Source organism: Aeromonas sanarellii (assembly GCF_000820085.1).
Classification (GTDB): Bacteria; Pseudomonadota; Gammaproteobacteria; order Enterobacterales; family Aeromonadaceae; genus Aeromonas; species Aeromonas sanarellii.
In genome coordinates, this window is the sequence record NZ_CDBN01000072.1 from 1 (window position 1) to 22,759 (window position 22,759).

Below are 22,759 nucleotides of genomic sequence, written 5' to 3' on the forward strand. Positions count from 1 at the left end.
AGGTGCTGCAGATGGGCCACTGGGTGTGGTGGCCCATCTGCAGCACCTCGGGATCCTCGCACAGGCGCAGCAGGAGCGGGCCATTGTGCACCAGGGGGCCCAGTGCCAGTGCCGCCAGGGCGTCCGCCAGCCTGGCGAAGGCCTGGGCCCTGTCATCGCCGTGGGCGACGAGCTTGGCGATCATGGGGTCGTAATAGGGGCTCACCGCATCACCGGCGGCCACTCCGGTATCGATGCGTACCCCTTTGGGCCAATTGAGCCACTGGATGGGGCCGCTGGCGGGCAGGAAGCCGGCGGCGACGTCCTCGGCGTAGAGGCGCGCCTCCACCGCGTGGCCGCGCAGCACTATCTCCTCCTGGGTCAGGGGCAGCGGCCTGCCTTCGGCCACCGCCAGCTGCCAGGCCACCAGATCCTGGCCGGTGACGGCCTCGGTGACCGGGTGCTCCACCTGCAGCCGGGTGTTCATCTCCATGAAGAAGAATTCATCCTTGCACAGCAGGAACTCGATGGTACCAGCTCCCCGATAGTCGATGGCCCGGGCGGCGGCCACGGCCGCCTCGCCCATGGCGCGGCGCAGGGGTGGTGGGATGTCGGGGGCGGGGGCCTCCTCGATCACCTTCTGGTGGCGGCGCTGCAGGGAGCAGTCCCTGTCCCCCAGGTAGAGGGCGTTGCCGAGGGTATCGGCGAAGACCTGCACCTCCACGTGGCGGGCGCGGGGCAGGTAGCGCTCCAGCAGCACCCTGTCGTCGCCAAAGGCCGCCAGGGCCTCGCGCCTGACCGCCGCCAGGGCGGCGTCGAACTCGCCCAGCTGATCGACCCGGCGCATCCCCTTGCCGCCGCCGCCACTGGCGGCCTTGATCAGGAGCGGAAAGCCCACCAGGGTCGCCTGATCACGCAAGACTGCCGGTCGTTGATCCGCACCGTGATAGCCGGGCAGCACGGGCACGCCGGCCGCCTCCATCAGCGCCTTGGCGCCGGACTTGTCCCCCATGGCGAGGATGGCGGCGCCGCTTGGGCCGACAAAACGCAGGCCGCGTTGTTCGCAGGCGGTGGCGAAGTCGCTGTTCTCCGACAAGAAGCCGTAGCCCGGGTGCACGGCGTCGGCGCCCGTCTCCCTGGCGATGGAGAGCACCTTGCCGGCATCGAGGTAGCTCTCCCGTGCGGGGGCTGGCCCCAGGTGCCAGGCCTCGTCCGCTTCCCGCACGTGCATGGCGTTGGCGTCCGCGTCCGAATAGAGGGCGATGGTGTGAATGCCAAGGCGCCTGGCGGTCTTGATGATGCGCACGGCGATTTCGCCTCGGTTGGCGATAAGCAGGCGCTTGATGGGATGGTATTGGGTCATGCTTCGTCCTTGAAACGGGGGCGCCAGGTGGGGGGGCGCTTGTCGAAGAAGGCCTGGATCCCCTCCTGGGCCTCGAGTCCAACCCGCACCCGGGCGATGGTCTCGACGGTTTTCTCTTCGTGTTGACGGCCGGGGTGATCCTCGATGGCGGCCAGCAGCCGCTTGGTCTCCTTCATCGCCTCTGGACCGTTGCGACACAGGCGCAGGGCCAGCAGGCGCCCTTCGGCCAGCAACTGGGCCGGTTTGCTGAGTCGGTGCGCCACATTGAGCCGGCAGGCGGTGATGGCATCGAAGGGTTCGGCGCTCAGCATGTAGCGGCGGGCCTGGCGCATGCCCATGGCGCGCACCACATAGGGGCTGATCACCGCGGGGACCAGGCCAAGGCTCACCTCCGAGAGGCAGAAACGGGCATCCTCGCTGGCCAGCACGATGTCGCAGGCGCAGATAAGTCCCAAGGCCCCGCCGTAGGCGGCGCCCTGTACCAGGGCCAGGGTGGGGAAGGGGAGCTCATCCAGAGCCTGCATCAGGTGTGCCAGCACCCTGGCGTCTTCCCGGTTCCGGTCGAAGGAGCCGGGGGAGGCATCCCCTCCGGCCATCTTGCGCATCCAGTTGAGATCGGCGCCGGCACAGAAGTGGGGGCCCTCGGCCCGCAGCAGCAGCACATGGGGGCGTTCGGCCAGGGGCTGGCCGTGGCAGTGGGCCAGATCCCCCAGGCACTCGAGCAGCCCCTGCATCAGGTCGGCGTCGAGGGCGTTGTGGCGTTCGGGGCGCGCGAGCACCAGCTCGATCAGGGGGCCATGGCGCTCCAGCCGAAAACCTGCCAGGGGGTCATTGCAGATAGGGTCAGACATGTCGAACTCCTTACATCCGGAAGATGCCGTACTGCTCGGGGCTGGTTGTTGAGGCTGACAGGGCCCCCTGGCAGGTGGCCAGCGCCAGGGCCAGCACGGTGCGGCTCTGGGCCGGATCGATGACGCCGTCGTCCCACAGCCTGGCGCTGGCGTAATAGGGGTGACCCTGCTGCTCATACTGCGCTATCACGGGGGCGCGGATGGCGCCTGCCTCCTGCTCGCTCAAGGTCTTGCCCTCGGCGGCCAGCCGGTCACGGCGCACCTGCACCAGCACGCCGGCCGCCTGCTCGCCCCCCATCACCGAGATGCGGCTGTTGGGCCAGCTGAAGAGAAAATCGGGTTCATAGGCGCGCCCGCACATGCCGTAGTTGCCGGCGCCGAAGCTGCCGCCGACGATCAGGGTGATCTTGGGTACCCGGCTGCAGGCCACGGCGGTGACCAGCTTGGCGCCGTGCTTGGCGATGCCCTCTTGTTCCGCCTTGCTGCCCACCATAAAGCCGGTGATGTTCTGCAGGAACAACAGGGGAATCGCGCGTTTATTGCAGAGCTGGATGAAGTGGGCGCCCTTCTGGGCGCTGTCGCTGTGCAGCACCCCGTTATTGGCGAGGATCCCCACTTGCATGCCTTGGATCCGGGCAAAGCCGGTGACGAGGGTGGTGCCGAACAGCGCCTTGAATTCGTCGAGTTCAGAGCCATCCACCAGACGGGCGATCAGCTCCCGGGCGTCATAGGGGCGCTTGAGACTGGTGCCCACCAGGCCATAGAGCTCCTCGATGGGGTAGAGCGGTTCGTCATGGGCGGCGCTGGATTGGGCGGGGGACTCTCCCGGGTTGTTGGCCCCCAAGTTGCTCACCAGGGTGCGGGCAATCGCCAGGGCATGGGCATCGTCTTGCGCCAGGTGATCCGCCACCCCGGAGTGGGCGCAGTGCACCAGGGCGCCGCCCAGGGCCTCGGCGCTGATCTCCTCGCCGGTGGCGGCCTTCACCAGCGGCGGGCCCGCCAGGAAGATGGTGGCCTGGTCCTTGACCATGATGGACTCGTCCGCCATGGCGGGCACATAGGCGCCGCCGGCGGTACAGAGTCCCATCACCACCGCGAGCTGGGGGATGCCCTTGGCCGACATGCGCGCCTGGTTGTAGAAGATGCGGCCGAAGTGGTCCCGATCGGGGAACACCTCGTCCTGCATGGGCAGGAAGGCGCCACCGGAATCCACCAGATAGAGGCAGGGGAGGCGCAGCCGCTCGGCGATGGCCTGGGCGCGCAGGTGCTTCTTCACCGTGAGGGGGTAGTAGGTGCCGCCCTTCACGGTGGCGTCGTTCACCACCAGCATGCACAGGCGCCCAGAGACCCGGCCTATGCCGGTGAGGATGCCCGCGGCGGGCACCGGCTCGTCATAGACCTGCCAGGCGGCCAGGGCCGAGAGCTCGAGGAAGGGGGAGCCCGGGTCCAGCAACCGGTCGATGCGCTCCCTGGGCAGTAGCTTGCCCCGGGCCTGGTGGCGGGCGTTGTTGGCGGCGCCGCCCCCCTGGGCTATCTCCTCCAGCCGGGCATGGAGATCCTCGATCAGCCCCTGCATGGCGGATCTGTTGGCGAGGTAGTCGGGGCTGGCCGTGTCGAGACGGGAGTGGATGCGGCTCATCTGCCTTCTCCCCTGGGCGCGTCGTTGCCGATGGTGGTGGACGGGGCGACATGCTTCATGCGTGTTCCCCCATCAGTTCGCGGCCGATGAGCCAGCGGCGGATCTCCGAGGTGCCGGCGCCGATCTCGTAGAGCTTGGCGTCCCGCAGCAGGCGGCCTGTGGGATAGTCGTTGATATAGCCGTTGCCCCCCAGCAGCTGGATGGCGTCCAGGGCCATCTGGGTGGCGTTTTCGGCGGCAAACAGGATGGCGGCGGCGCAATCCTTGCGGCTGGTATGCCCCTTGTCGCAGGCCGAGGCCACCGAATAGACCAGGGCCCGGCTGCTGGCGAGACGGGTATACATGTCGGCGAGCTTGCCCTGCACCAGCTGGAACTCGCCGATAGCCTGACCGAACTGCTTGCGCTCGCGCACATAGGGCAGCACCACGTCCATGCAGGCCTGCATGATGCCGAGCGGCCCGGCCGCCAGCACCACCCGCTCGTAGTCGAGGCCGCTCATCAGCACCCGGACGCCGCCGTGCAGGGGACCGAGCAGATTCTCCTTGGGCACCTTGCACGCCTCGAACACCAGCTCGCAGGTGCTGGAGCCGCGCATGCCGAGCTTGTCGAGCTTCTGGGCCGTGGTAAAGCCCGGCGTCCCTTTCTCCACGATGAAGGCGGAAATGCCCCTGGGACCGGCGGCGGGATCCGTCTTGGCATAGATGACGAAGGTGTCCGCATCGGGCCCGTTGGTGATCCACATCTTGTTGCCGCTCAGCAGGAAGTGATCGCCCCTCTCTTCTGCGTTCAGGCGCATGGCGACCACGTCGGAGCCGGCCCCCGGCTCGCTCATGGCCAGCGCCCCCACGTGTTTACCGCTGACCAGATCAGGTAGGTAGCGGGCCTTCTGATCAGGGGTGCCGTGGCGGTGGATCTGGTTGATGCAGAGGTTGGAGTGGGCGCCGTAGGAGAGGCCGACCGAGGCGCTGGCGCGGCTCACCTGCTCCATGACCAGCACATGGGCGAGGTAACCCAGGTCCACCCCGCCATAGGCCTCTGCCACCGTGATGCCGTGCAGCCCCAGCTCACCCATCTGCGGCCAGAGATCCCGGGGGAAGGCGTTGCTCCTGTCTATCTCCTCGGCGCGCGGCGCGATGATTTTCTGGCAGAAGGCCTCGACCTGTTCGGTCAGGGCCTGGAGGGTGTCGTCCATCAGGGCATGCATCCGTGCTCTCCTTTTCCTGGGGTTCCGTTCTGTGGGACCGAGTGCGGTGGGCTCACCCAGGCGGGTTGGCACCGTTGGCACTGGTCAGTCCATTCATGAATCAAGTTTACGTTAGCGTAAACGTAAATGAGTTGTTAGTCTAAGGTAAATTCGTTGCCTGCCGACTGCAAGGGGATCCCTTCGGGTGGGCAACCGCAAGGAGCGAACAGGATGAACAGCATGTGCATGGGGGAGGCGGGTCCGTCGCGAGCCGCCATTTCCTGTCAACCAGAGGAGGGGGCGGCATGAGCCAACACCATACCCAGTACGGGGATCTGCCGCTCCATATCGGCGGCGAGGCCTACCCTTCGGCCAGCGAGCAGTGGATCGAGGTGACCAACCCGGCGGATCAGAGCCTGCTGGCGCGGGTACCGAAAGCCACCCAGGGAGAGATCGCACTCGCGGTGCGCACCGCCCACGACGCCTATCTGCAGTGGCGGGAGGTGCCGGCCTCGGAGCGGGCCCGGGTGATGTTCAACTACCAGCATCTCTTGAAGGTGCATCACGACGAGCTGGCGACCCTGCTGGCCCAGGAGACGGGCAAGAATCTGGCGGACGCCAAGGGGGATGTGTGGCGCGGCATCGAGGTGGTGGAGCAGGCCTGCGCCATCGCGAGCCAGACCCTGGGGGAAACCATGGGCAACGTGGCGCGCCGGGTGGACGGCCACTCCTGGGTGCAGCCGCTCGGGGTCTGCGTCGGCATCACGCCGTTCAATTTCCCGGCCATGATCCCGCTCTGGATGTTCCCCCTGGCGGTGGCCTGCGGCAATGGCTTCGTGCTCAAGCCCTCGGAGCAGGACCCGCTCACCCCCATGCGCCTGGCACAGCTGTTCGCGGAGGCGGGGGCACCTGCGGGCATTCTGTCGGTGGTGCACGGCGGCGCCGATCAGGTGGATGCGCTGCTGGCCCATCCCGACGTCAAGGCGGTGAGCTTCGTGGGGTCGGCCCGGGTGGGCGCCCACGTCTATCGCACCGCCACGTCGCAGCTCAAGCGGGCCCAGTGCTTCGTCGGCGCCAAGAACCACATGGTGATCATGCCGGATGCCAACAAGGGGCAGGTGCTCGGCAACCTGGTGGGGGCCGGTGTTGGCGCCGCCGGCCAGCGCTGCATGGCCATCAGCGTGGCGGTGTTCGTGGGGAGCGCGAGGGAGTGGATCCCCGAGCTCGCCGCCGAGTTTGCCAGGGTGAAACCCGGCGTCTGGCACGATCCAGAGGCGGCCTACGGTCCCCTTATCAGCCCCGAGGCAAAGGTCAGGGTGGAGGGGCTTATCGAAGCGGGGATCGCCGAGGGGGCCGAGTGCCTGCTGGACGGACGCTTCTGCGACGTGCCCGGCTACCCTGTGGGCAACTGGGTGGGGCCCACCCTGTTTCGCGGCGTGACGCCCGAGATGCGCATCTATAGAGAGGAGATCTTCGGGCCCGTGCTGGTCTGCCTCGAGGTGGAGAGCCTGGACGAGGCGCTCGCCCTCATCAACGCCAACCCCTACGGCAACGGCACCTCCCTCTTCACCGGCTGCGGCGCCGCGGCCCGCAAGTTTCGCCACGAGGTGGCGGTGGGCCAGGTGGGGATCAACGTGCCCATCCCGGTGCCGCTGCCGTTCTTCTCCTTCACCGGCTGGCGCGGCTCCTTCTACGGGGATCTGCACGCCTACGGCAAGCAGGCGGTGCGTTTCTACACCGAGACCAAGACGGTGACGGAGCGCTGGTTCGACGAGGACATACCGAGCGGGCCCAATATGACCATCCATTTGCGTTGAGGGATGGGCCTAAGGCACTCCCGCCGGGCCAGCCACGACCGGCCACCTGCCTTGAGTGGCCCGAACGATTGAGATAACGAGGAAGCGAACAAGATGGATTTTACCCTGACCGAATCCCAACGAGCCTGTGTCGAGTCGGCCGGCGCCTTCGCCGATCTGGCGCTCAAACCCCACGCCGCGCGCTGGGACAGGGAGCACGAGTTCCCCATCCCCACCATCAAGCAGGCGGCGGCGCTGGGGCTGTGCGGCCTCTACACCCCGGAGCAATACGACGGCCTGGGCCTGAGCCGCCTCGATGCCAGCCTGATCTTCGAGCGCCTCGCCATGGGCTGCACCTCCACCACGGCCTATCTCACCATCCACAACATGGTGAGCTGGATGCTGGGTAGCTGGCTGCTTCCTGAGGTGGCCGAGGAGTGGGTGCCGAGGCTCGCCAGCGGCGAGCTGCTCGGCTCCTACTGCCTCACCGAGCCGGGGGCCGGGTCGGATGCGGCGGCCCTCAAGACTCGCGCGGTGCGGGACGGCGATGACTACCTCATCGACGGCAGCAAGGTGTTTATTTCCGGGGCCGGCAGCACCCAGGTGCTGGTGGTGATGGCCCGCACCGGCGGCGAGGGAGCCAAGGGGATTTCTGCCTTTATGGTGCCCGCCGATACGCCCGGGGTGAGCTATGGCAAGGCGGAGGAGAAGATGGGCTGGAACAGCCAGCCGACCCGGGAGGTGAATTTCAGCTCCGTGCGCATCCCCGCCCGCTACCGGCTGGGGGAGGAGGGGGAGGGCTTCAGGTTTGCCATGCAGGCGCTCGATGGCGGGCGCATCAATATCGCGAGCTGTTCCCTCGGCACCGCCCAGCAGGCGCTGGACGACGCCCTGGCCCATGTGCGCCAGCGCCAGCAATTTGGGCGTCCGATCAGCGAATTCCAGAGCGTGCAGTTCCGCCTCGCCGACATGGCCACCGAGCTCGCCGCCGCCCGCCTGCTGGTGCGCCAGGCCGCCGCCAAGCTCGACGGAGGCAGCCCGGACAAGAGCGCCTGGTGCGCCATGGCCAAGCGCTTTGCCACCGACGTGGGCCACCGCATCTGCGACGAAGCCCTGCAACTCTTTGGCGGCTATGGTTATATCCGCGAGTACCCCCTGGAGCGCTACCTGCGCGACACCCGGGTGCACCGCATCCTGGAGGGGACGAACGAGGTGATGCGGCTCATCATCGCCCGCCGTCTGCTGGCCGCCCCCGGCCTGTCGCTGGAGTGATGGGGCTCCTTGGGGCCCCCTGGCCAGTAGCGGCGAGGCCCGTTCGCCGTCTGGCTGTGTGAGCCAGCCGAGAGTCGGCGCCATTCAACCCTGCCATCATGGGCAGGTTTCCATGACAAGGACGATGCAATGACAAGGATCAGGCTCGAATACCACGGTCACGTGGCCTACATCACCCTCGATCACCCGCCCGCCAACACCTGGACCCTCGCCAGCCTGCAGGCCTTCCTGCAGATGATGGTGGAGCTCGACAGCCGCCCCGACGTGGTGGCCCTGGTGATCCGCGGCGCCGGGGAGAAGTTCTTCTGCGCCGGCGCCGATCTCAAGATGTTCGCCGACGGCAACCTGGAGCACGCCCGCGAGGTGGCCGAGGCGTTCGGCCGCGCCTTCGAGGCCCTGGCCCGTTTCCATGGGGTCAGCATCGCCGCCATCAACGGCTACGCCATGGGGGGCGGGCTGGAGGTGGCGCTGGCCTGCGACATCCGCATCGCCGAGCAGCAGGCCAAGCTGGGCTTGCCGGAGGCCTCGGTGGGGCTCTTGCCCTGCGCCGGCGGCACCCAGCGACTCACCGAGCTGGTGGGGCCGGGCTGGGCCAAGCGGATGATCCTGTGCGGCGAGAAGGTGAGCGCCACCCTGGCCTACGAGATGGGGCTGGTGGAGGAGGTCGTGACCCAGGGACACGCCTGGACGGCGGCGCAGCAGATGGCGCAATTGGTTGAGCGCCAGAGCCCGAGCGCCCTGCGCGCCTGCAAGACGCTTATCAACCAGGGCCGCAGCACCCATAGAGACGCGGCGCTGCCGCGCGAGCGCAGCCTCTTCCTCGAGTTGTTTGCGGATCCCAACCAGCGCGAGGGGGTGGCGGCCTTCCTCGAGAAGCGCGCCCCGCGCTGGCGATATGACAAGCCCGATGGAGCGACGAATGAATAGACCCGTACGCGTAGAAACCTGTCCCACCGCCGATGGCCACAAGCTGGGCGTGCTGACCCTGGACAGCCCCGCCTCCCTCAATGCCCTGAGCCTGCCGATGATCCAGATCCTGCAGGAGGCGCTCACCGCCTGGGAGCAGGACTCGTCCATCGTCTGCGTGCTGTTGCAGGGGACGGGGGAGAAGGCGTTCTGCGCCGGTGGCGACATCCGCTCCTTTTATTACCGCAAGCAGGAGGCGAGCGAGTCGGAACTGTTTGTCTATGCCCGCGACTTCTTCGAGCAGGAATACCGGCTCGATCACCATATCCACCGCTACACCAAGCCGCTAATCTGCGTGGCGGACGGCATCTGCATGGGGGGAGGCATCGGCCTCTTTGCCGGCGCCGCGTTCCGGATCGTGACCGAGCGGAGCCTGTTCGCCATGCCGGAGGTGACCATAGGCCTCTACCCGGACGTGGGGGCCAGCTGGTTCCTGAGCCGGATGCCGGGTCGGCTCGGGCTCTGGCTCGGCCTCACCGGCGCCCGCTTCAACGGGGCGGATGCCATCGGCCTCGGGCTTGCGGATCACGCCATGGCGAGCCCTGAGCGCGCCGAGCTGCTGCCCCGCCTGGCCGCCCTCGACTGGTCTTCCTGTGCGGATGAATGCCAGGATCCCCGCGAGCAGCTGGATCGGCTGTTCAGGGGGCTGCACAGGGAGGTGACGGCGCGGCTGCCTGCGCCGGTGATCCTGCCCCATCAGGCTCGCATCGATGGCCTGCTGGCGGGCCGCAGCCTGGAAGGGGTGTTGGCCCGGTTGTTTGAGGCCAGCTTCGAGGATGCAGAGGCCGGCCTGGCCCAGGCAAGGGAGATCTGCCAGAGCGGCAGCCCCATCAGCCGCGCCATCCTCTGGCGCCAGTATTGGCAGGCGCGCCGCCAGTCCCTGGCCGAGGTGTTTGCCGACGAGCTGGCGCTCTCGGTCAACTGCGTGCTCAGGGGGGATTTTGTGGAAGGGGTGCGGGCCCTGCTCATCGACAAGGACAAGTCCCCCCGCTGGCAGGCGCCCCGGCCCGGCGCTGACTGGCTCGACGATTTCTATCGCTGGCCACAAGGGGACAACCCTCTGCGCCCCGCCTGCTGACGCGGGATCACACACAAGGAGCACACCATGACAAGGATGGGATTTATCGGGCTCGGCAACATGGGGGGGCCCATGGCCGCCAACCTGGCCAAGGCGGGACACGCCGTGCAGGTCTTCGATCTGGTGCCCGAGCACCTGGATCGGGCAGTCAAGGACGGTTGCATCGCCGCCGGGGATGCCCGCGAGGCGGTAAGCGGCTGCGAGGTGGTGATCAGCATGCTGCCGGCCGGCGAGCACGTGCGCGGGCTCTGGCTCGGCGAGAGTGCCGGTGAGCGGGGTGGTCAGGACTTGTTGGCGGCCCTGCCTGCGGGGGCCCTGGTGATCGACTGCTCCACCATAGACGTGGCCTCGGCCCGCCGGGTGGGGGAGGCGGCGAAGTCGCGCGGCATCCGCTTTATCGATGCCCCCGTCTCGGGGGGCGTGGCGGGCGCCACGGCGGGCACTTTGACCTTTATCGTCGGCGGTGAACAGGCCGATTTTGAGGCGGCCAGATCCGTGCTCGCCTGCATGGGGCAGAACCTGTTCCACGCCGGGGCGCTCGGGGCGGGCCAGATCGCCAAGATGTGCAACAACATGCTGCTCGCCATCCACATGGCGGGCACCGCGGAGGCCCTGGCGCTCGGGGTGAAGGAGGGGCTGGACCCGAGCGTCCTCTCCACCATCATGGGCAAGAGCTCGGGCAACAACTGGAGCCTGGAACGCTACAACCCCTGGCCCGGGGTGATGGAAAACACCCCGGCGTCCCGCGGCTATGAGGGGGGCTTTATGACCCGGCTGATGGTCAAGGACCTGGGGCTCGCCATGGCGCTCGCCGAGCATGCCCACAGCGCCGTGCCCATGGGGGCCCTGGCCCGAAACCTCTTTAACCTGCACGCGAGTCAGGGGCAGGAGAACAAGGATTTCTCCAGCATCCTCGAGCTCTATCGGGACAAGACAGCGCCGGGTTAAGGGCCGCTATCTACCTTTTTACCCGATAGTCTTTGACTCGACAGTCACCGGCCATCTCACCAGGAGCATTTATGGATATCAAACAGAAAGTCATCGCCATCACCGGGGCCGGAAGGGGCCTGGGTCGCGCCATCGCCCTGAGCCTGGCAGAGCAGGGGGCCGTGCTTGCGCTCATGGACGTCAACCGCGCCGACCTGGAGGTGACCGAGGCCGAGGTGCACAGCCGTGACGGTCGCTGCGCCCTCTTCGTCTGCAACGTGGCGAGCGAGCCGGAGGTGGAGGCGGCCTTCGCCGCCATCGACGAGCAGTTCGGTGCCCTGCACGGCCTCGTGAATTGCGCCGGCATCCTGCGCGACGGCATGCTCATCAAGGTGAAGGAGGGGGAGCTGGTGGAGAAGATGAGCCTGGCCCAGTGGCAGGCGGTCATCGACGTCAACCTCACCGGCACCTTCCTGTGTGGCCGGGAGGGGGCGGCGCTGATGGCGCGAGGGGGGCAGGGCGTCATCATCAACATCTCCTCCATCGCTCGCGCCGGCAACATGGGTCAGAGCAACTATGCCGCCAGCAAGGCGGGGGTGGCCTCGCTGGTGGTGACCTGGGGGCGGGAGCTGGCCCGCCACGGCATCCGGGTGATGGGCATAGCCCCCGGGGTCTTTGCCACCGACATGACGGCGGCCATGAAACCCGAAGCCATGGCCCGGATGCAGCAGGCCATCCCGGTGGGGCACCTGGGGGAGGCGGCCCAGCTGGCCCAGACGGTGCAGTTCATCCTCGCCAACGACTATCTGTCGGGGCGGATGATCGAGATAGATGGCGGGCTGAGGCTCTAGCCCCACTTCCCCTTGACTCCACGCCCCGACTCCCGGGGCGTTTTCATGGGCGCGCCGGCGCGCCCGGCAGGCGATCCCGGGGGGATGCATAGCCATGCAGGTCTGGTCCCGAAAACACCGGGTGACATCATGAAAAAACGTGAAAGATCAACGGGTCTCTCTTAATTTGAACCAGCTCACAGGCCCCCCGGGTCAGTGCTGTAAAATTGCGCGCGGTCAAGGTGGCTCATGATTGACGGCAGGAGGGATTGCGGTCGGAATAGTCATGCAATATAGTTGCCGCCTTTTTCACGGGGTATGGATTTTTCGCCCCTCCCATGTCGCGCGCTGTATGAATACGGATGCTCAGCCGCCGCCTAAGAAAACAGGTTTGAGATGGACAAGAAACTAGGGCTGGGCGCCCTCATTTCGCTGGTGATCGGCTCCATGGTCGGCGCCGGGGTCTTCAGTCTGCCACAAAACATCGCGGCGCACGCCAGCGCCGGGGCCGTCGCCCTGGGATGGGCGATCACGGGGATCGGCATGATCTGCCTGGCCCTGGTGTACCAGAACCTCTCCATGCGTCGTCCGGATCTCGACGGCGGCATCTTCAGCTACGCCAAGGCGGGTTTCGGTGACTTCGTCGGTTTCAACGCGGCCTGGGGCTACTGGCTCTGCCAGCTGCTGGCCAACGTCTCCTATGCCATCGTGGTGTTCAGCGCCCTGAGCTACTTCTTCGACACGCCGGACAAGGTCATCTTCGGTGACGGCAACACCCCGGTCGCCATCACGCTCGCCTCCCTGCTCATCTGGTCGGTGCATGCCCTGGTGCTGCGCGGCATCCAGGTGGCGGCCCTGGTGAACATAGTCACCACCATCGCCAAGATGGTGCCCCTCATCGTCTTCTGCGTCGCCATTCTGCTCGCCTTCAACATGGAGACCTTCACCCTGGATCTCTGGGGGCAGGGGAGTCCCGAGCTCGGCTCCGTGATGGATCAGGTGAAGTCCACCATGAAGGTGACGCTCTGGGTCTTCATCGGCATCGAGGGGGCCGTGGTGGTCTCCGCCCGGGCCCGCCATCGCAAGGACGTGGGCCGTGCCACCGTGCTGGCCCTGCTCGGCGCCCTGGCGCTCTACGTCATGGTGACCCTGTTCTCCCTCGGGGTCATGAACCAGCCGCAGCTGGCGGCGCTCAAGAACCCCTCCACCGCCATGATCCTGGAGGCCGTGGTCGGCCCCTGGGGCGCCTGGCTCATCAACATCGGCCTGGTGATCTCGGTGATGGGGGCCCTGCTGAGCTGGACAGTGCTGGCGGCGGAAGTGCCCTACATCGCCGGCAAGACCGGTGTCTTCCCGGCCTGGTTCGCCAGGGAGAACAAGAACGGCTCGCCCCAGGTGTCGCTCTGGTGCTCCACCTGCCTGGTGCAGATCTTCCTCATCATCATCTACTTCCAGAGCAGCACCTATCTGGCGCTGGTGAACATCGCCACCTCGGCGGCCCTGGTGCCCTACGTCTTCTCCGGTGCCTACGGCCTCAAGCTGGCGCTCTCGGGGCAGACCTACGAGCACCAGCCACACCAGCGCAAGCGCGACCTGCTGCTGGCCCTGGTGGCCACCGTCTACGGTTGCTGGCTGGTCTATGCCGCCGGGGTGGAGTACCTCTTGTTGGTGGCGCTGCTCTACAGCCCGGGCATCTTCATCTACTGGAAGGCGCGCCAGCACCATGGCCTGCGCAGCCTCAACCGGCTGGAGCAGGGGATGACGGCGGCCCTGCTCGGTTGCGCCGTGCTGGCCTTCTACAAGGTGATGGACGGTACCATTCCCCTGCATTAATCGGCACAATAAAGAGATGGCCTGGCGCCATCTCTTTTTTTATGCGAATTAATGGTCAACTTGACCGCCATTCACTCGGTGAAGGAATTTTTATGCTGTTTGTGGGGTATCTGGTATTGGGGGCCTTTGCGGGCATGCTGGCCGGGCTGTTCGGCATCGGTGGCGGGCTCATCATCGTCCCCGTGCTGGTCCTGAGTTTTCACGCACAGGGGGTCTCCCCCGAGATCATCACCCACCTCGCGCTTGGCACCTCCCTGCCCACCATGATCTTCACCGGCATTAGCTCCCTGCGGGCGCACCAGGAGGCCGGTGCGGTGGACTGGGTGATGATCCGCAGACTCGGCGCCGGCATGCTGATCGGTGCCTGGCTCGGTGGCATGACCGCCAACCTGCTGAGCGCCAGCACCCTCAACATCATCATCGGCTGCTTCGCCTGGACCATGGCGCTGCAGATGGGGCTCAACCTCAGGCCCAAGGCGGAGCGCCATCTGCCCGGCCCCGTCGGGACCGGCATCGCGGGAACCGTCATCGGCTGGCTCTCCGCCCTGTTCGGCATCGGTGGCGGCTCCATGACGGTGCCCTACCTCAGCTGGAACTCGGTGCCCATGCGCAACGCCGTGGCGGCTTCTGCCGCCTGCAGCATCCCCATCGCCGTGGCGGGCAGCCTCAGCTACCTCTATGCGGGCTGGGGCCGCACCGATCTGCCCGAGTGGAGCGTCGGATTCGTCTACCTGCCGGCGCTGCTCGGCATCGTGCTCACCAGCACCCAGTTTGCCCGGCTCGGCGCCAAACTGGCCCATCGCCTCTCCCCCAGAAGGCTCAAGCAGGCGTTCGCCCTGCTGATGCTGGTGGTGGGGGCAAAATTTATGCTATTTAGCTGATTTATTGGAAAATTGCCGAAAAAGCAGGCGAACGGCCAGGCCCAGGGCAGAAAGCCATTGCATTGACAGGCCAGTTTGCCTATTCTCCTCGCCGGTGGTCCTATTGGTCCTCTCGCATTGATAACCCGTCGACCTGGTCAGGACCGGAAGGTAGCAGCCAAGGCGGGGGACTCGAGTGCCGGGATGTGGCTGGTAGGGCCACCACTTGTTTCTGCAATTCAATAAGTTACAGCTAATCACCCTCTTCAGACCTCTTGGTCATCCACTTTGTGTGGATGAGTCAGGAGTCTTCTCTGTGAATCTCTGACTCAGTCCTCAAGGTCTCTGGTACTACCGCAAGGTGACACTGCTCCCTGTGGTCGTCATCAAGAGCGGTCGTCGTAACGGGATCAAACATCCCTGCCAACTTGAGACAAGCTGGCAGCCCGTGCAGGTCGTCAATATCCTCTCTTGGCCTTGTCTGTTTTCTCACTTCGCAGGAGGCTGACATGGACGGTTCCAGCATCCGGTATCGGCCGCCATCTGTGTACCACATGGTGGAAGTAAAAGATTGAAAATAGCCCTTCTCATCGGGCTATTTCACTGATCCCGGCATTCCTCATTTCTGATATATCCAAGGGATATCTTGTGCTTTGTGCTCCTTGCGCCGACCCCGTAATCTCGGGGTCGTCATCACTCATTAGCAAGGAAATAGCCATGTTGAAATCGATATTCAAAGTGACGCCTCTGGTTGCCGCCATTATTTCTGGGTATGCCAATGCCGGAGAAACCATCCGGCTGGGGATCATGAGCGGCGAAGATGAAGATGTGTGGAAAGTTGCGTCGGCACAGGCCAAGAAACAGGGGCTGGATATCGAACTTGTCAAGTTCAATGACTATATCCTACCCAACGAGGCGCTGGAGAATGGTGAAATAGATGCCAACGCATTCCAGCACAAACCCTACCTGGATAATCAGGTAAAGAGTCGCGGCTATCATATCGTGCCGGTCGGCAATACGGCCGTGTGGCCCATCGGCCTGTACTCGAAGAAATTCAAGGCAGTCGGTGACTTGCCGGAGGAGGCCATCATAGGGGTGCCCAATGATCCCAGCAACGAAGGGCGCGCGCTGCGGGTGCTGGCGTCGGCCGGGGTCATCAAGCTGCGCCCTGGCTCGGGCATACTGGCGACCACCACCGACATCATCGACAACCCCAAGAAATTGCAAATCCGGGAGCTGGATACCGGCATCATAGGGCGCTCGCTGGAGGATCTGGATGCGGCCGTGGTCAATACGGACTGGGCATTGAAATCCGGGCTGAGCCAGCAGCAACGTATTTATTCCGAGACGGCAAAAGAGAATCCTTACAATAATTTCATCGCGGTCAAAAGTGGCAATGAAAGTGCCCCCTGGGTGAAAACCCTGGTGGCATCCTATCAGAATGAGCAAGTCAAGGCGGCGCTGGACAAATACTATAAAGGGACGGCTATCCCTGCGTGGTAATTAATGACCGGTGATCCATCACTAATGATTTATTGGTTATGGATACTGCCTTCTATCGGGGCTGCCTTCTCGGAGTGCGGTCCCCTATATTGGGTGGCCGCGCAGTGCGGCCATTTTGCAAGACAACCTGGGCCGGCACTCGACCTGGCCCTTGCAGACAAAGACATGAGCAGGACGCGCCATGAAGTTCCGTTATTTTCCCCGCAGTGAAGAGGTCAACGGCTGGGCCGCCATCTTGCCCGAGCGGCTTCCCAGTGCGCCTTTGCAGGGGGTGGTCCAGGGGGACTGGGTGGTGGTAGGGGCGGGCTATGCCGGGTTGGCCTTTGCCCATGCGCTGGCCGAGCAACAGCCACAGGCCCGCATCGTGCTGCTGGAAGCGGGTGTGGTGGGGGACAATGCCGCCGGGCGCAACTCGGGGTTCGCCATCGACTTGCCCCACAATATCGGCAGTGGCACCGCCGAGCTGGCCAAGGCCAGCCACTATCGGCGACTGCTGAAAGGGGGACTGGCCCAGCTGGCGCACTGGGTCAGCCGGTATCACATCGATTGCGACTGGCAGCAGAGCGGCAAGTATCACTGCGCCGTCAAGGCCGGATCCGCAGGGCTGCTCAAGCAATACGCCCGCGAGCTGGAGTTGCTCGGCGAAAGCTATGAGTACCTGGAGGGAGCCGCCCTCTCGGCCCGCCTCGGCACCGGCTTCTACCACTCTGCCATCTATACCCCCCATACGGTGTTGCTCAATCCGGCCGCTCTGGTGCAGGGGCTGGCCGACAAGCTGCCGGGCAATGTGACCCTGTATGAGCGAAGCCCCGCCTTGCGGGTGGACAGCGCAGGCGGCGTTCGCATCACCACGCCCCATGGGGAGGTGGTGGCGGGCAAGGCCATGTTTGCCGTCAACGGCGGCGCGGGTCAGCTGACCCCCTTTGCCGGCAAGCTCGCCTCCCTGGTGACCCATGCCACCCTGACCGAGCCGCTGACGCCCGAGCAGCGGGCCGGGCTGGGGGACATTGCGCCCTGGGGACTGACCCCGGTCAACGCCATCGTCGGCGCCACCTTTCGCTATACCCGGGATCACCGCATCCTGATCCGCCAGCATGTCGCCCATGCCCCAACGCTGCATAGCGATGCCGGGGCCAGGGAAGCCATAGTGCGGCGTCACCGCCAGTTGCTGCTCTCCCGCTTTCCCGCGCTGGGGGAGCTGGCCTTCGCCCATAGCTGGTCCGGGCTTATCAGCGTGAGCCGCAATGGGGCGCCGTTGTGGGGCCAGTTCGGCCCGGATCTCTACGCCGCGCTGGGATGCAACGGGGCTGGCATCAGCAAGCAGACCATGGCGGGCAAGGCGCTGGCCGATCTGGTGTGCGGGGTGGAGAACCCCTGGGGCGAGCAGATGCGCGCCCTGGGCACGGCAAACTATCTCCCGCCACGGCCCTGGCTGGATCTGGGGGTGCAGGGTTATCTCTGGAAAGAGCGGCTGCTGGGGGCGGGCGAATACTAGCGCCTGACCACCACGGGGGAGGTCTGCCCCCTGGCTGAGCAGGAGGCAGACGTTGTTGCTGTGTCATTCAAGCTCGGTGGCGGCAGAGGCCTGGCGCTTGAAGGGGCCTGGCTTGTTGGCCTTGCGGTGTTCCGAAACCAGGATCAGCAGGCGCTGCAGGGCGATGAAGCTGAATAGCAGCAGACCGATGATGATCTTGGTCCACCAGGAGCTGAGGGTGCCGTCGAAGTTGATGTAGGTCTGGATCAAGCCCTGGATCAGCACCCCGAACAGGGAGCCGAAGACGGTGCCCACCCCGCCCGTGAGCAGGGTGCCGCCGATGACCACGGCGGCGATGGCATCGAGCTCCACCCCGACGGCGGCGAGCGGATAGCCCGCCGAGGTGTAGAGTGCGAACACGATGCCCGCCAGGGTCGCCAATGTGGTGGAGAGCAGGTAGATGCGGATGGTGGTGTGGCGCACCGAGATCCCCATCAGGGCCGCCGAGGTGGCGTTGCCGCCGATGGCGTAGACGTTGTTGCCAAAGCGGGTGCGGTTGGCGAGCAGGATGCCAAGCACCACCACCGCCAGCATGATGAGGGCCAGCAGGCTCAAGCGACCGCCCCCCGGTATCTTCCACGACAGGCTCGACAGAGTGGTGAAGGTGGGGTGATCGATGGGCAGGGACTGCTCCGAGATGAGGAAGCTGGCGCCCCGCAGGAAGAACATGCCCGCCAGGGTGATGATGAAGGCGGGGATCTTCAGGGTGTCGATGAGCCAGCCCATCAGGGCGCCGAAACCGGCCCCGAGCACCAGCACCAGGGGGATGGCCAGCACGGGGCTGACCCCCAGATCCCCGATGAGCTTGGCCAGCAGCACCCCGGTGAAGGCGATGACGGCCCCCACCGACAGATCGATGCCCCCCGAGAGGATGACGAAGGTCATGCCCACCGCCACGATGCCGAGGAAGGCGTTGTCCGTCAGTATGTTGCAAATGATGCGGGTGGACATGAAGGCGGGGAAGGAGGCCAGGCAGAGCAGATAGCCCAGCACGAAGACCATGATGGTCACCATCAGGGGGAGGTTGCGTTTAAACATGGCGGGCCCCTCGCTGGAACAGGTGGTTGAGGGCCGGCGACTGCATGACCAGCACCGCCAGCACCACCATGGCCTTGACGATCTGGTTCCACTGGGGCTGGTAGCCGGAGAGCAGGATCCCGGTGTTCACCCCCTGGATGATCAGGATGCCGACCAGGGAGAGGGCGAGGTTGAAGCGCCCCCCCATCAGGGAGGTACCCCCTATCACCACCGCCAGGATGGCGTCCATCTCGAGCCAGAGCCCGGCGTTGTTGGCATCGGCCCCGCGGATGTCGGCGGCGACTATCATGCCGGCGACGGCGGCCATCATGCCGCTCAGCAGATAGGTGGCGATCACCACCATGGGTGTGTTGAGCCCGGCGTTCTTGGCGGCCTTGATGTTGATCCCCACCGCCTCGATGAAGAGGCCGAGGGCGGTGCGCTTGGTCAGCAGCCACAGCAGCAGCGCCATCCCCAGGGTGAGGATGACGGGGGTGGGCAGATAGAAGAGGGCGCCGCTGCCAATCCAGGCCAGGGCCTCGTTGTTGAAGGTGATGATCTGCCCCTCGGTGATGAGCTGGGCGATGCCCCGGCCCGCCACCATGAGGATCAGGGTCGCGACGATGGGCTGGATCTTGAACACCGCCACCAGCAGGCCGTTCCACAGGCCGCACAGGAGGCCCACCCCGATGACGGCGGCGAGAATGACCGGCAGGCTGTGGCCGCCGGTGGCCAGGCTGGCCATGGTGGCTCCGCTGATGGCCATCACGGCCCCCACCGACAGATCGATGCCGCCGGTGGCGATCACCAGGGTCATGCCGAGGGAGAGCAGGGCCACCGGGGCGCAGCGGTTGAGGATGTCGATGAGGCTGCCAAACAGCCGCCCATCCTGGATATGGATGGCGAAGAAGTTGTCGGCGACCAGGGCATTGATGAGCAGCACGCCCGCCAGGGCGGCGCACTGGGCCGAGCCCGTGGGCCACTCCCTGCGGGTGCGCGATCCCTTGGTGAGGGGGAGGATGGATGACGTCATATCAGGCCTCGCATGCAATGGCGTTCATGATGGCAGGGACACTGAGGGCGTCCGTCGCAAGCTCTGCCACCTGTTTTCTGTCGCGAAGGACGATCACCCGGTCGGCATAACCCACCAGCTCCTCGAGCTCCGAGGAGATGACCAGCAGGGCCAGCCCGTTGGCGCAGAGGGATTCGATGAGGCGGATGATCTCGGCGTGGGCCCCCACGTCGATGCCCCGGGTGGGCTCGTCCAGGATCAGGAACTGCGGCTTGGTCAGCAGCCAGCGGGCCAGCAGCACCTTCTGCTGGTTCCCTCCCGAGAGAAACTGGATGGGTTGCTCCGCTCCCGGGGTCTTGATGGCCAACTGCTCGATGAGGCGGGCGGTGATCTCGTCCTGCTCCTTGCGGGACAGGGGGTGCAGCCAGCCCCGCTGGGCTTGCAGGGCCAACACCATGTTTTCACGCACCGAGGCCGAGGCGATGATGCCGGCGTTCTTGCGATCCTCCGGGCAGAAGCCGAAGCCGTTGGCGGCCGCCTGGCGTGCAGAGCGGATGGTCACCGGCTTGTCCCGTACCCGGCACTCGCCGCTGTCGCTCGGCACTATGCCGAACATCAGCTCGGCGGTTTCGGTGCGACCGGAGCCGAGCAGGCCGGCGAGGCCCACTATCTCCCCGGGCATGACGTCGAGGCTGAAGGGGGCGATGACCCCGCGCTTGCCATAGCCCCTGAACGACACCGTGGGCTGGTGGCTGCGCAACGTCTTGCCCGCCCGCTTGAGGGCGTTGTCGTCCAGCTCGCGCCCCAGCATCATCTTGACCAGCTCCAGTTGTGGCAGTGCCTGGGTGTCGCGGGTGCCAACCAGCTCGCCGTTGCGCAGCACTGTGATGCGATCGCTGATGGCGTAGACCTGATCGAGAAAATGGGTGATGAAGATGAGGCTCACCCCCTGATCCCGCAGGCGCGTCATCAGGGCGAAGAGCATCTGGACTTCGCTGGCATCCAGGCTCGCGGTGGGCTCGTCCAGGATCAGGATCCTGGCGGAGAGTGACACCGCCCGGGCGATGGCCACGATCTGCTGCATGGCGACCGAGTAGTGGTCCAGGGGCAGGGTGACATCCATCTCGAAGCCGTGGCTGGCCATGATGGCGCTGGCCTGCCGGGTCATGGCGCCCCGGTCGATGAAGCCGAAACGGCGGGGCTCGTGGCCGATGAAGAGGTTGTCCGCCACCGACATGTTCGGCAGCAGGTTGACCTCCTGATAGACGGTGCCTATCCCCAGGCGCTGGGCATGGGCGGTGTCCGTCGGGGAGATGGGGACGCCATCGAGCTCGATGCGGCCGGCGTCTCGCTGATAGACACCGGTGAGGGTCTTGATCAAAGTGGACTTGCCGGCCCCGTTCTCGCCGAGCAGCGCCATGATCTCCCCCCGGCGCAGGGAGAAGTCCACCTGATGCAGGGCCCGTACCCCGGGAAAGGATTTACAGATCCCGCGGGCATTCAACAGGACATCCTGATTGTTCTGTGACATGAAAATAGGCTCTCCGATATAACACGCCATATCGCAACCCAGCCGATATGACGTGTTATTTGACAGGCTGGCTCAGAGGGCGGGCATTAATAACCCATGTCTTTTTTCAGCTCGAGCTGCGCCTCGGCACTCTCTGGCTCGAACAGAACAGACTCCGTCTTGATAAGTTTGGGGGGCAGGGCGCCATCCTTTTTATAGGCCAGCAGGGCATCGAAGGCGGGGCCTGCCATATTCGGCGTGAGCTCCACCGAGGCATTGGCTTCACCGGCCATCATCGCCTTGAAAATATCCGGCACGCCGTCGATGGAGATGATCTTGATATCCTTGCCTGGTTTCAGCCCGGCCTCTTTAATGGCCTGGATGGCGCCGATGGCCATGTCATCGTTATGGGCGTAGACGGCGCAGATGTTCTTGCCGCTATTTTCCGCCTTGATGAAGCTCTCCATCACCTCCTTGCCCTTGCTGCGGGTGAAGTCGCCGGACTGGGTGCGGATGATCTTGATGGTGGGCACGGCCGCGACGGTGTCGAAGAAGCCCTTCTTGCGATCCAGCGCCACGCTGGCACCCACTGTGCCCTGCAATTCCACCACGTTGCACGGCTTGCCATCCTGCTGCTTGATGAGCCACTGGGCCGCCACCTCCCCTTCGTGGACGCTGTCTGCAGCGACCCCGGTCATGAAGAGACCGTCATCTTTTACCGTGATATTGCGATCCAGCAGGAAGACCGGGATCTCGGCCTCTTTCGCCTCCTGCAATACCGGCTCCCAGCCGGTCTGTACCACGGGGGCAATAAAGATGGCATCCACCCCCTGGGCAATAAAGGAGCGAATGGCCTTGATCTGGTTCTCCTGTTTCTGCTGGGCATCGGCAATTTTCAGGATGATGCCGCGTTTTTGGGCTTCGCTCTTGGCGACCGAGGTTTCCGCGGCTCGCCACCCGGATTCAGAACCTATTTGCGAGAAGCCCACGGTCATCTCTGCAGAATATGCAGTGGCCGAGAGAATAAGGGTGCTGATAATGCCCGCCAGTTTCACTTTTTTATACATATGACACTCCTTTGTGATGCATGGTGAAATAAACCGGAACGCGTCAGGTTTTTATTGTACGGGTCAAGGTTATAGGCTCTTTAATTAAACGGCGGGAGGTGGCTCACAGAAAATTTTCAGCAGCACGATGCTTCATACAAACAGCAGAAGAGTTCATATATCCGGCGGGGGCTGCGTTGATTTCTCTGCATATTTATTCCGGCAACCAGAGTGTCCAGAGTGGGCATCGCCTTCTCGCCCCGGAAGAAGGATGGTCAGGGGGGCGTCAGCCTGGCGCGCACCGTTATTTAAAAAAGAGAGGGACCTTGCCTCAGGGGCGCACCGCCGCCAGCAGGTAGTCCACGAAGGCCCGCACCCGGGCGGAGAGGTGGCGGTGCTGGGGATAGAGGGCGTAGAAGGGGCGGGATCGCCCCGCAAAGGGCGTCATGACCTCCACCAGCTTGCCCTGGCGGAGCGCCTCTGCCGCCACGAAATGGTAGATCTGGAACAGGCCGCCGCCCGCCACCGCCCAGCCCAGGCCCGCCAGCACGTCGTCCAGC

Annotated in this window: 19 protein-coding genes and 1 other RNA gene; 11 read left to right on the forward strand and 9 right to left on the reverse strand. The window is 65.1% G+C overall.

Annotated elements, in window-relative coordinates:
* From BN1132_RS13635 to BN1132_RS13650, 4 genes are all read right to left on the reverse strand, one after another.
* A partial coding sequence (locus BN1132_RS13635; RefSeq protein ID WP_042078242.1) for an acetyl-CoA carboxylase biotin carboxylase subunit occupies positions 1-1,342 on the reverse strand: 1,342 nt, incomplete at its 3' end.
* Positions 1,339-2,193, reverse strand: coding sequence for an enoyl-CoA hydratase-related protein (locus BN1132_RS13640; RefSeq protein ID WP_042078243.1), 855 nt, complete (start codon positions 2,191-2,193; stop codon positions 1,339-1,341). The genes BN1132_RS13635 and BN1132_RS13640, both read right to left, overlap by 4 nt.
* A gap of 10 nt (positions 2,194-2,203) precedes the next feature.
* A complete protein-coding gene (locus BN1132_RS13645; protein ID WP_042078244.1) occupies positions 2,204-3,832 on the reverse strand; it encodes a carboxyl transferase domain-containing protein in 1,629 nt (542 codons plus the stop codon).
* 55 nt (positions 3,833-3,887) lie between these two features.
* Complete coding sequence (locus tag BN1132_RS13650; protein ID WP_042078245.1) at positions 3,888-5,036, reverse strand: isovaleryl-CoA dehydrogenase; 1,149 nt, start codon at positions 5,034-5,036, stop codon at positions 3,888-3,890.
* Between the two features lie 284 nt (positions 5,037-5,320).
* On the opposite strand from BN1132_RS13650, the gene BN1132_RS13655 reads away from it, so the two are divergent.
* From BN1132_RS13655 to BN1132_RS13705, 11 genes are all read left to right on the forward strand, one after another.
* The gene (locus tag BN1132_RS13655) at positions 5,321-6,832 is read left to right on the forward strand and encodes a CoA-acylating methylmalonate-semialdehyde dehydrogenase (RefSeq protein ID WP_042078247.1); all 1,512 of its coding nucleotides are present in this window, start codon (positions 5,321-5,323) and stop codon (positions 6,830-6,832) included.
* A 93-nt stretch (positions 6,833-6,925) separates the two neighbouring features.
* Positions 6,926-8,083: an acyl-CoA dehydrogenase family protein gene (locus tag BN1132_RS13660; RefSeq protein ID WP_042078248.1), complete on the forward strand. Its 1,158-nt coding sequence runs from the start codon at positions 6,926-6,928 to the stop codon at positions 8,081-8,083.
* Positions 8,084-8,212: 129 nt separating this feature from the next.
* A complete protein-coding gene (locus BN1132_RS13665; RefSeq protein WP_042078249.1) occupies positions 8,213-9,010 on the forward strand; it encodes an enoyl-CoA hydratase in 798 nt (265 codons plus the stop codon).
* Positions 9,003-10,127, forward strand: a complete 1,125-nt coding sequence (locus BN1132_RS13670) for an enoyl-CoA hydratase/isomerase family protein (protein WP_042078250.1) — start codon at positions 9,003-9,005, stop codon at positions 10,125-10,127. Before BN1132_RS13665 ends, BN1132_RS13670 begins: the two co-directional genes overlap by 8 nt.
* A 27-nt stretch (positions 10,128-10,154) precedes the next feature.
* Entirely contained in the window at positions 10,155-11,075 is a 921-nt protein-coding gene (gene mmsB, locus BN1132_RS13675) for a 3-hydroxyisobutyrate dehydrogenase (RefSeq protein WP_042078251.1), read from the forward strand.
* Between the two features lie 71 nt (positions 11,076-11,146).
* The gene (locus BN1132_RS13680) at positions 11,147-11,905 is read left to right on the forward strand and encodes an SDR family oxidoreductase (protein ID WP_042078252.1); all 759 of its coding nucleotides are present in this window, start codon (positions 11,147-11,149) and stop codon (positions 11,903-11,905) included.
* A 375-nt stretch (positions 11,906-12,280) separates the two neighbouring features.
* Positions 12,281-13,717 carry an arginine-ornithine antiporter gene (arcD, locus tag BN1132_RS13685; protein WP_042078253.1) on the forward strand — a complete coding sequence of 479 codons (1,437 nt, stop codon included), beginning with the start codon at positions 12,281-12,283 and terminating at the stop codon, positions 13,715-13,717.
* 92 nt (positions 13,718-13,809) lie between these two features.
* Positions 13,810-14,598: a sulfite exporter TauE/SafE family protein gene (locus BN1132_RS13690; protein WP_042078254.1), complete on the forward strand. Its 789-nt coding sequence runs from the start codon at positions 13,810-13,812 to the stop codon at positions 14,596-14,598.
* Positions 14,599-14,699: 101 nt separating this feature from the next.
* Positions 14,700-14,796, forward strand: an RNA gene (gene ffs, locus BN1132_RS19695) — signal recognition particle sRNA small type.
* Positions 14,797-15,294: 498 nt separating this feature from the next.
* On the forward strand, positions 15,295-16,080 hold the full coding sequence (locus BN1132_RS13700) for a MetQ/NlpA family ABC transporter substrate-binding protein (RefSeq protein ID WP_042078257.1): 786 nt from the start codon (positions 15,295-15,297) through the stop codon (positions 16,078-16,080).
* 181 nt (positions 16,081-16,261) lie between these two features.
* On the forward strand, positions 16,262-17,575 hold the full coding sequence (locus BN1132_RS13705; protein WP_042078259.1) for an NAD(P)/FAD-dependent oxidoreductase: 1,314 nt from the start codon (positions 16,262-16,264) through the stop codon (positions 17,573-17,575).
* A 63-nt stretch (positions 17,576-17,638) separates the two neighbouring features.
* Here BN1132_RS13705 and yjfF read toward each other — a convergent pair whose 3' ends face one another.
* The 5 genes from yjfF to BN1132_RS13730 all read right to left on the reverse strand — a co-directional run.
* On the reverse strand, positions 17,639-18,652 hold the full coding sequence (gene yjfF, locus BN1132_RS13710; RefSeq protein ID WP_042078260.1) for a galactofuranose ABC transporter, permease protein YjfF: 1,014 nt from the start codon (positions 18,650-18,652) through the stop codon (positions 17,639-17,641).
* On the reverse strand, positions 18,645-19,664 hold the full coding sequence (gene ytfT / locus BN1132_RS13715) for a galactofuranose ABC transporter, ATP-binding protein YtfT (protein ID WP_042078261.1): 1,020 nt from the start codon (positions 19,662-19,664) through the stop codon (positions 18,645-18,647). Before ytfT ends, yjfF begins: the two co-directional genes overlap by 8 nt.
* A 1-nt stretch (position 19,665) precedes the next feature.
* Positions 19,666-21,174: a galactofuranose ABC transporter, ATP-binding protein YtfR gene (gene ytfR / locus BN1132_RS13720; protein WP_042078263.1), complete on the reverse strand. Its 1,509-nt coding sequence runs from the start codon at positions 21,172-21,174 to the stop codon at positions 19,666-19,668.
* Between the two features lie 86 nt (positions 21,175-21,260).
* Positions 21,261-22,220 (reverse strand): galactofuranose ABC transporter, galactofuranose-binding protein YtfQ, encoded by a 960-nt coding sequence (gene ytfQ / locus BN1132_RS13725; RefSeq protein WP_042078264.1) that lies wholly within the window; start codon positions 22,218-22,220, stop codon positions 21,261-21,263.
* Between the two features lie 310 nt (positions 22,221-22,530).
* On the reverse strand, positions 22,531-22,759 hold a 229-nt coding region (locus tag BN1132_RS13730; RefSeq protein ID WP_042078265.1), incomplete at its 5' end, for a LysR substrate-binding domain-containing protein.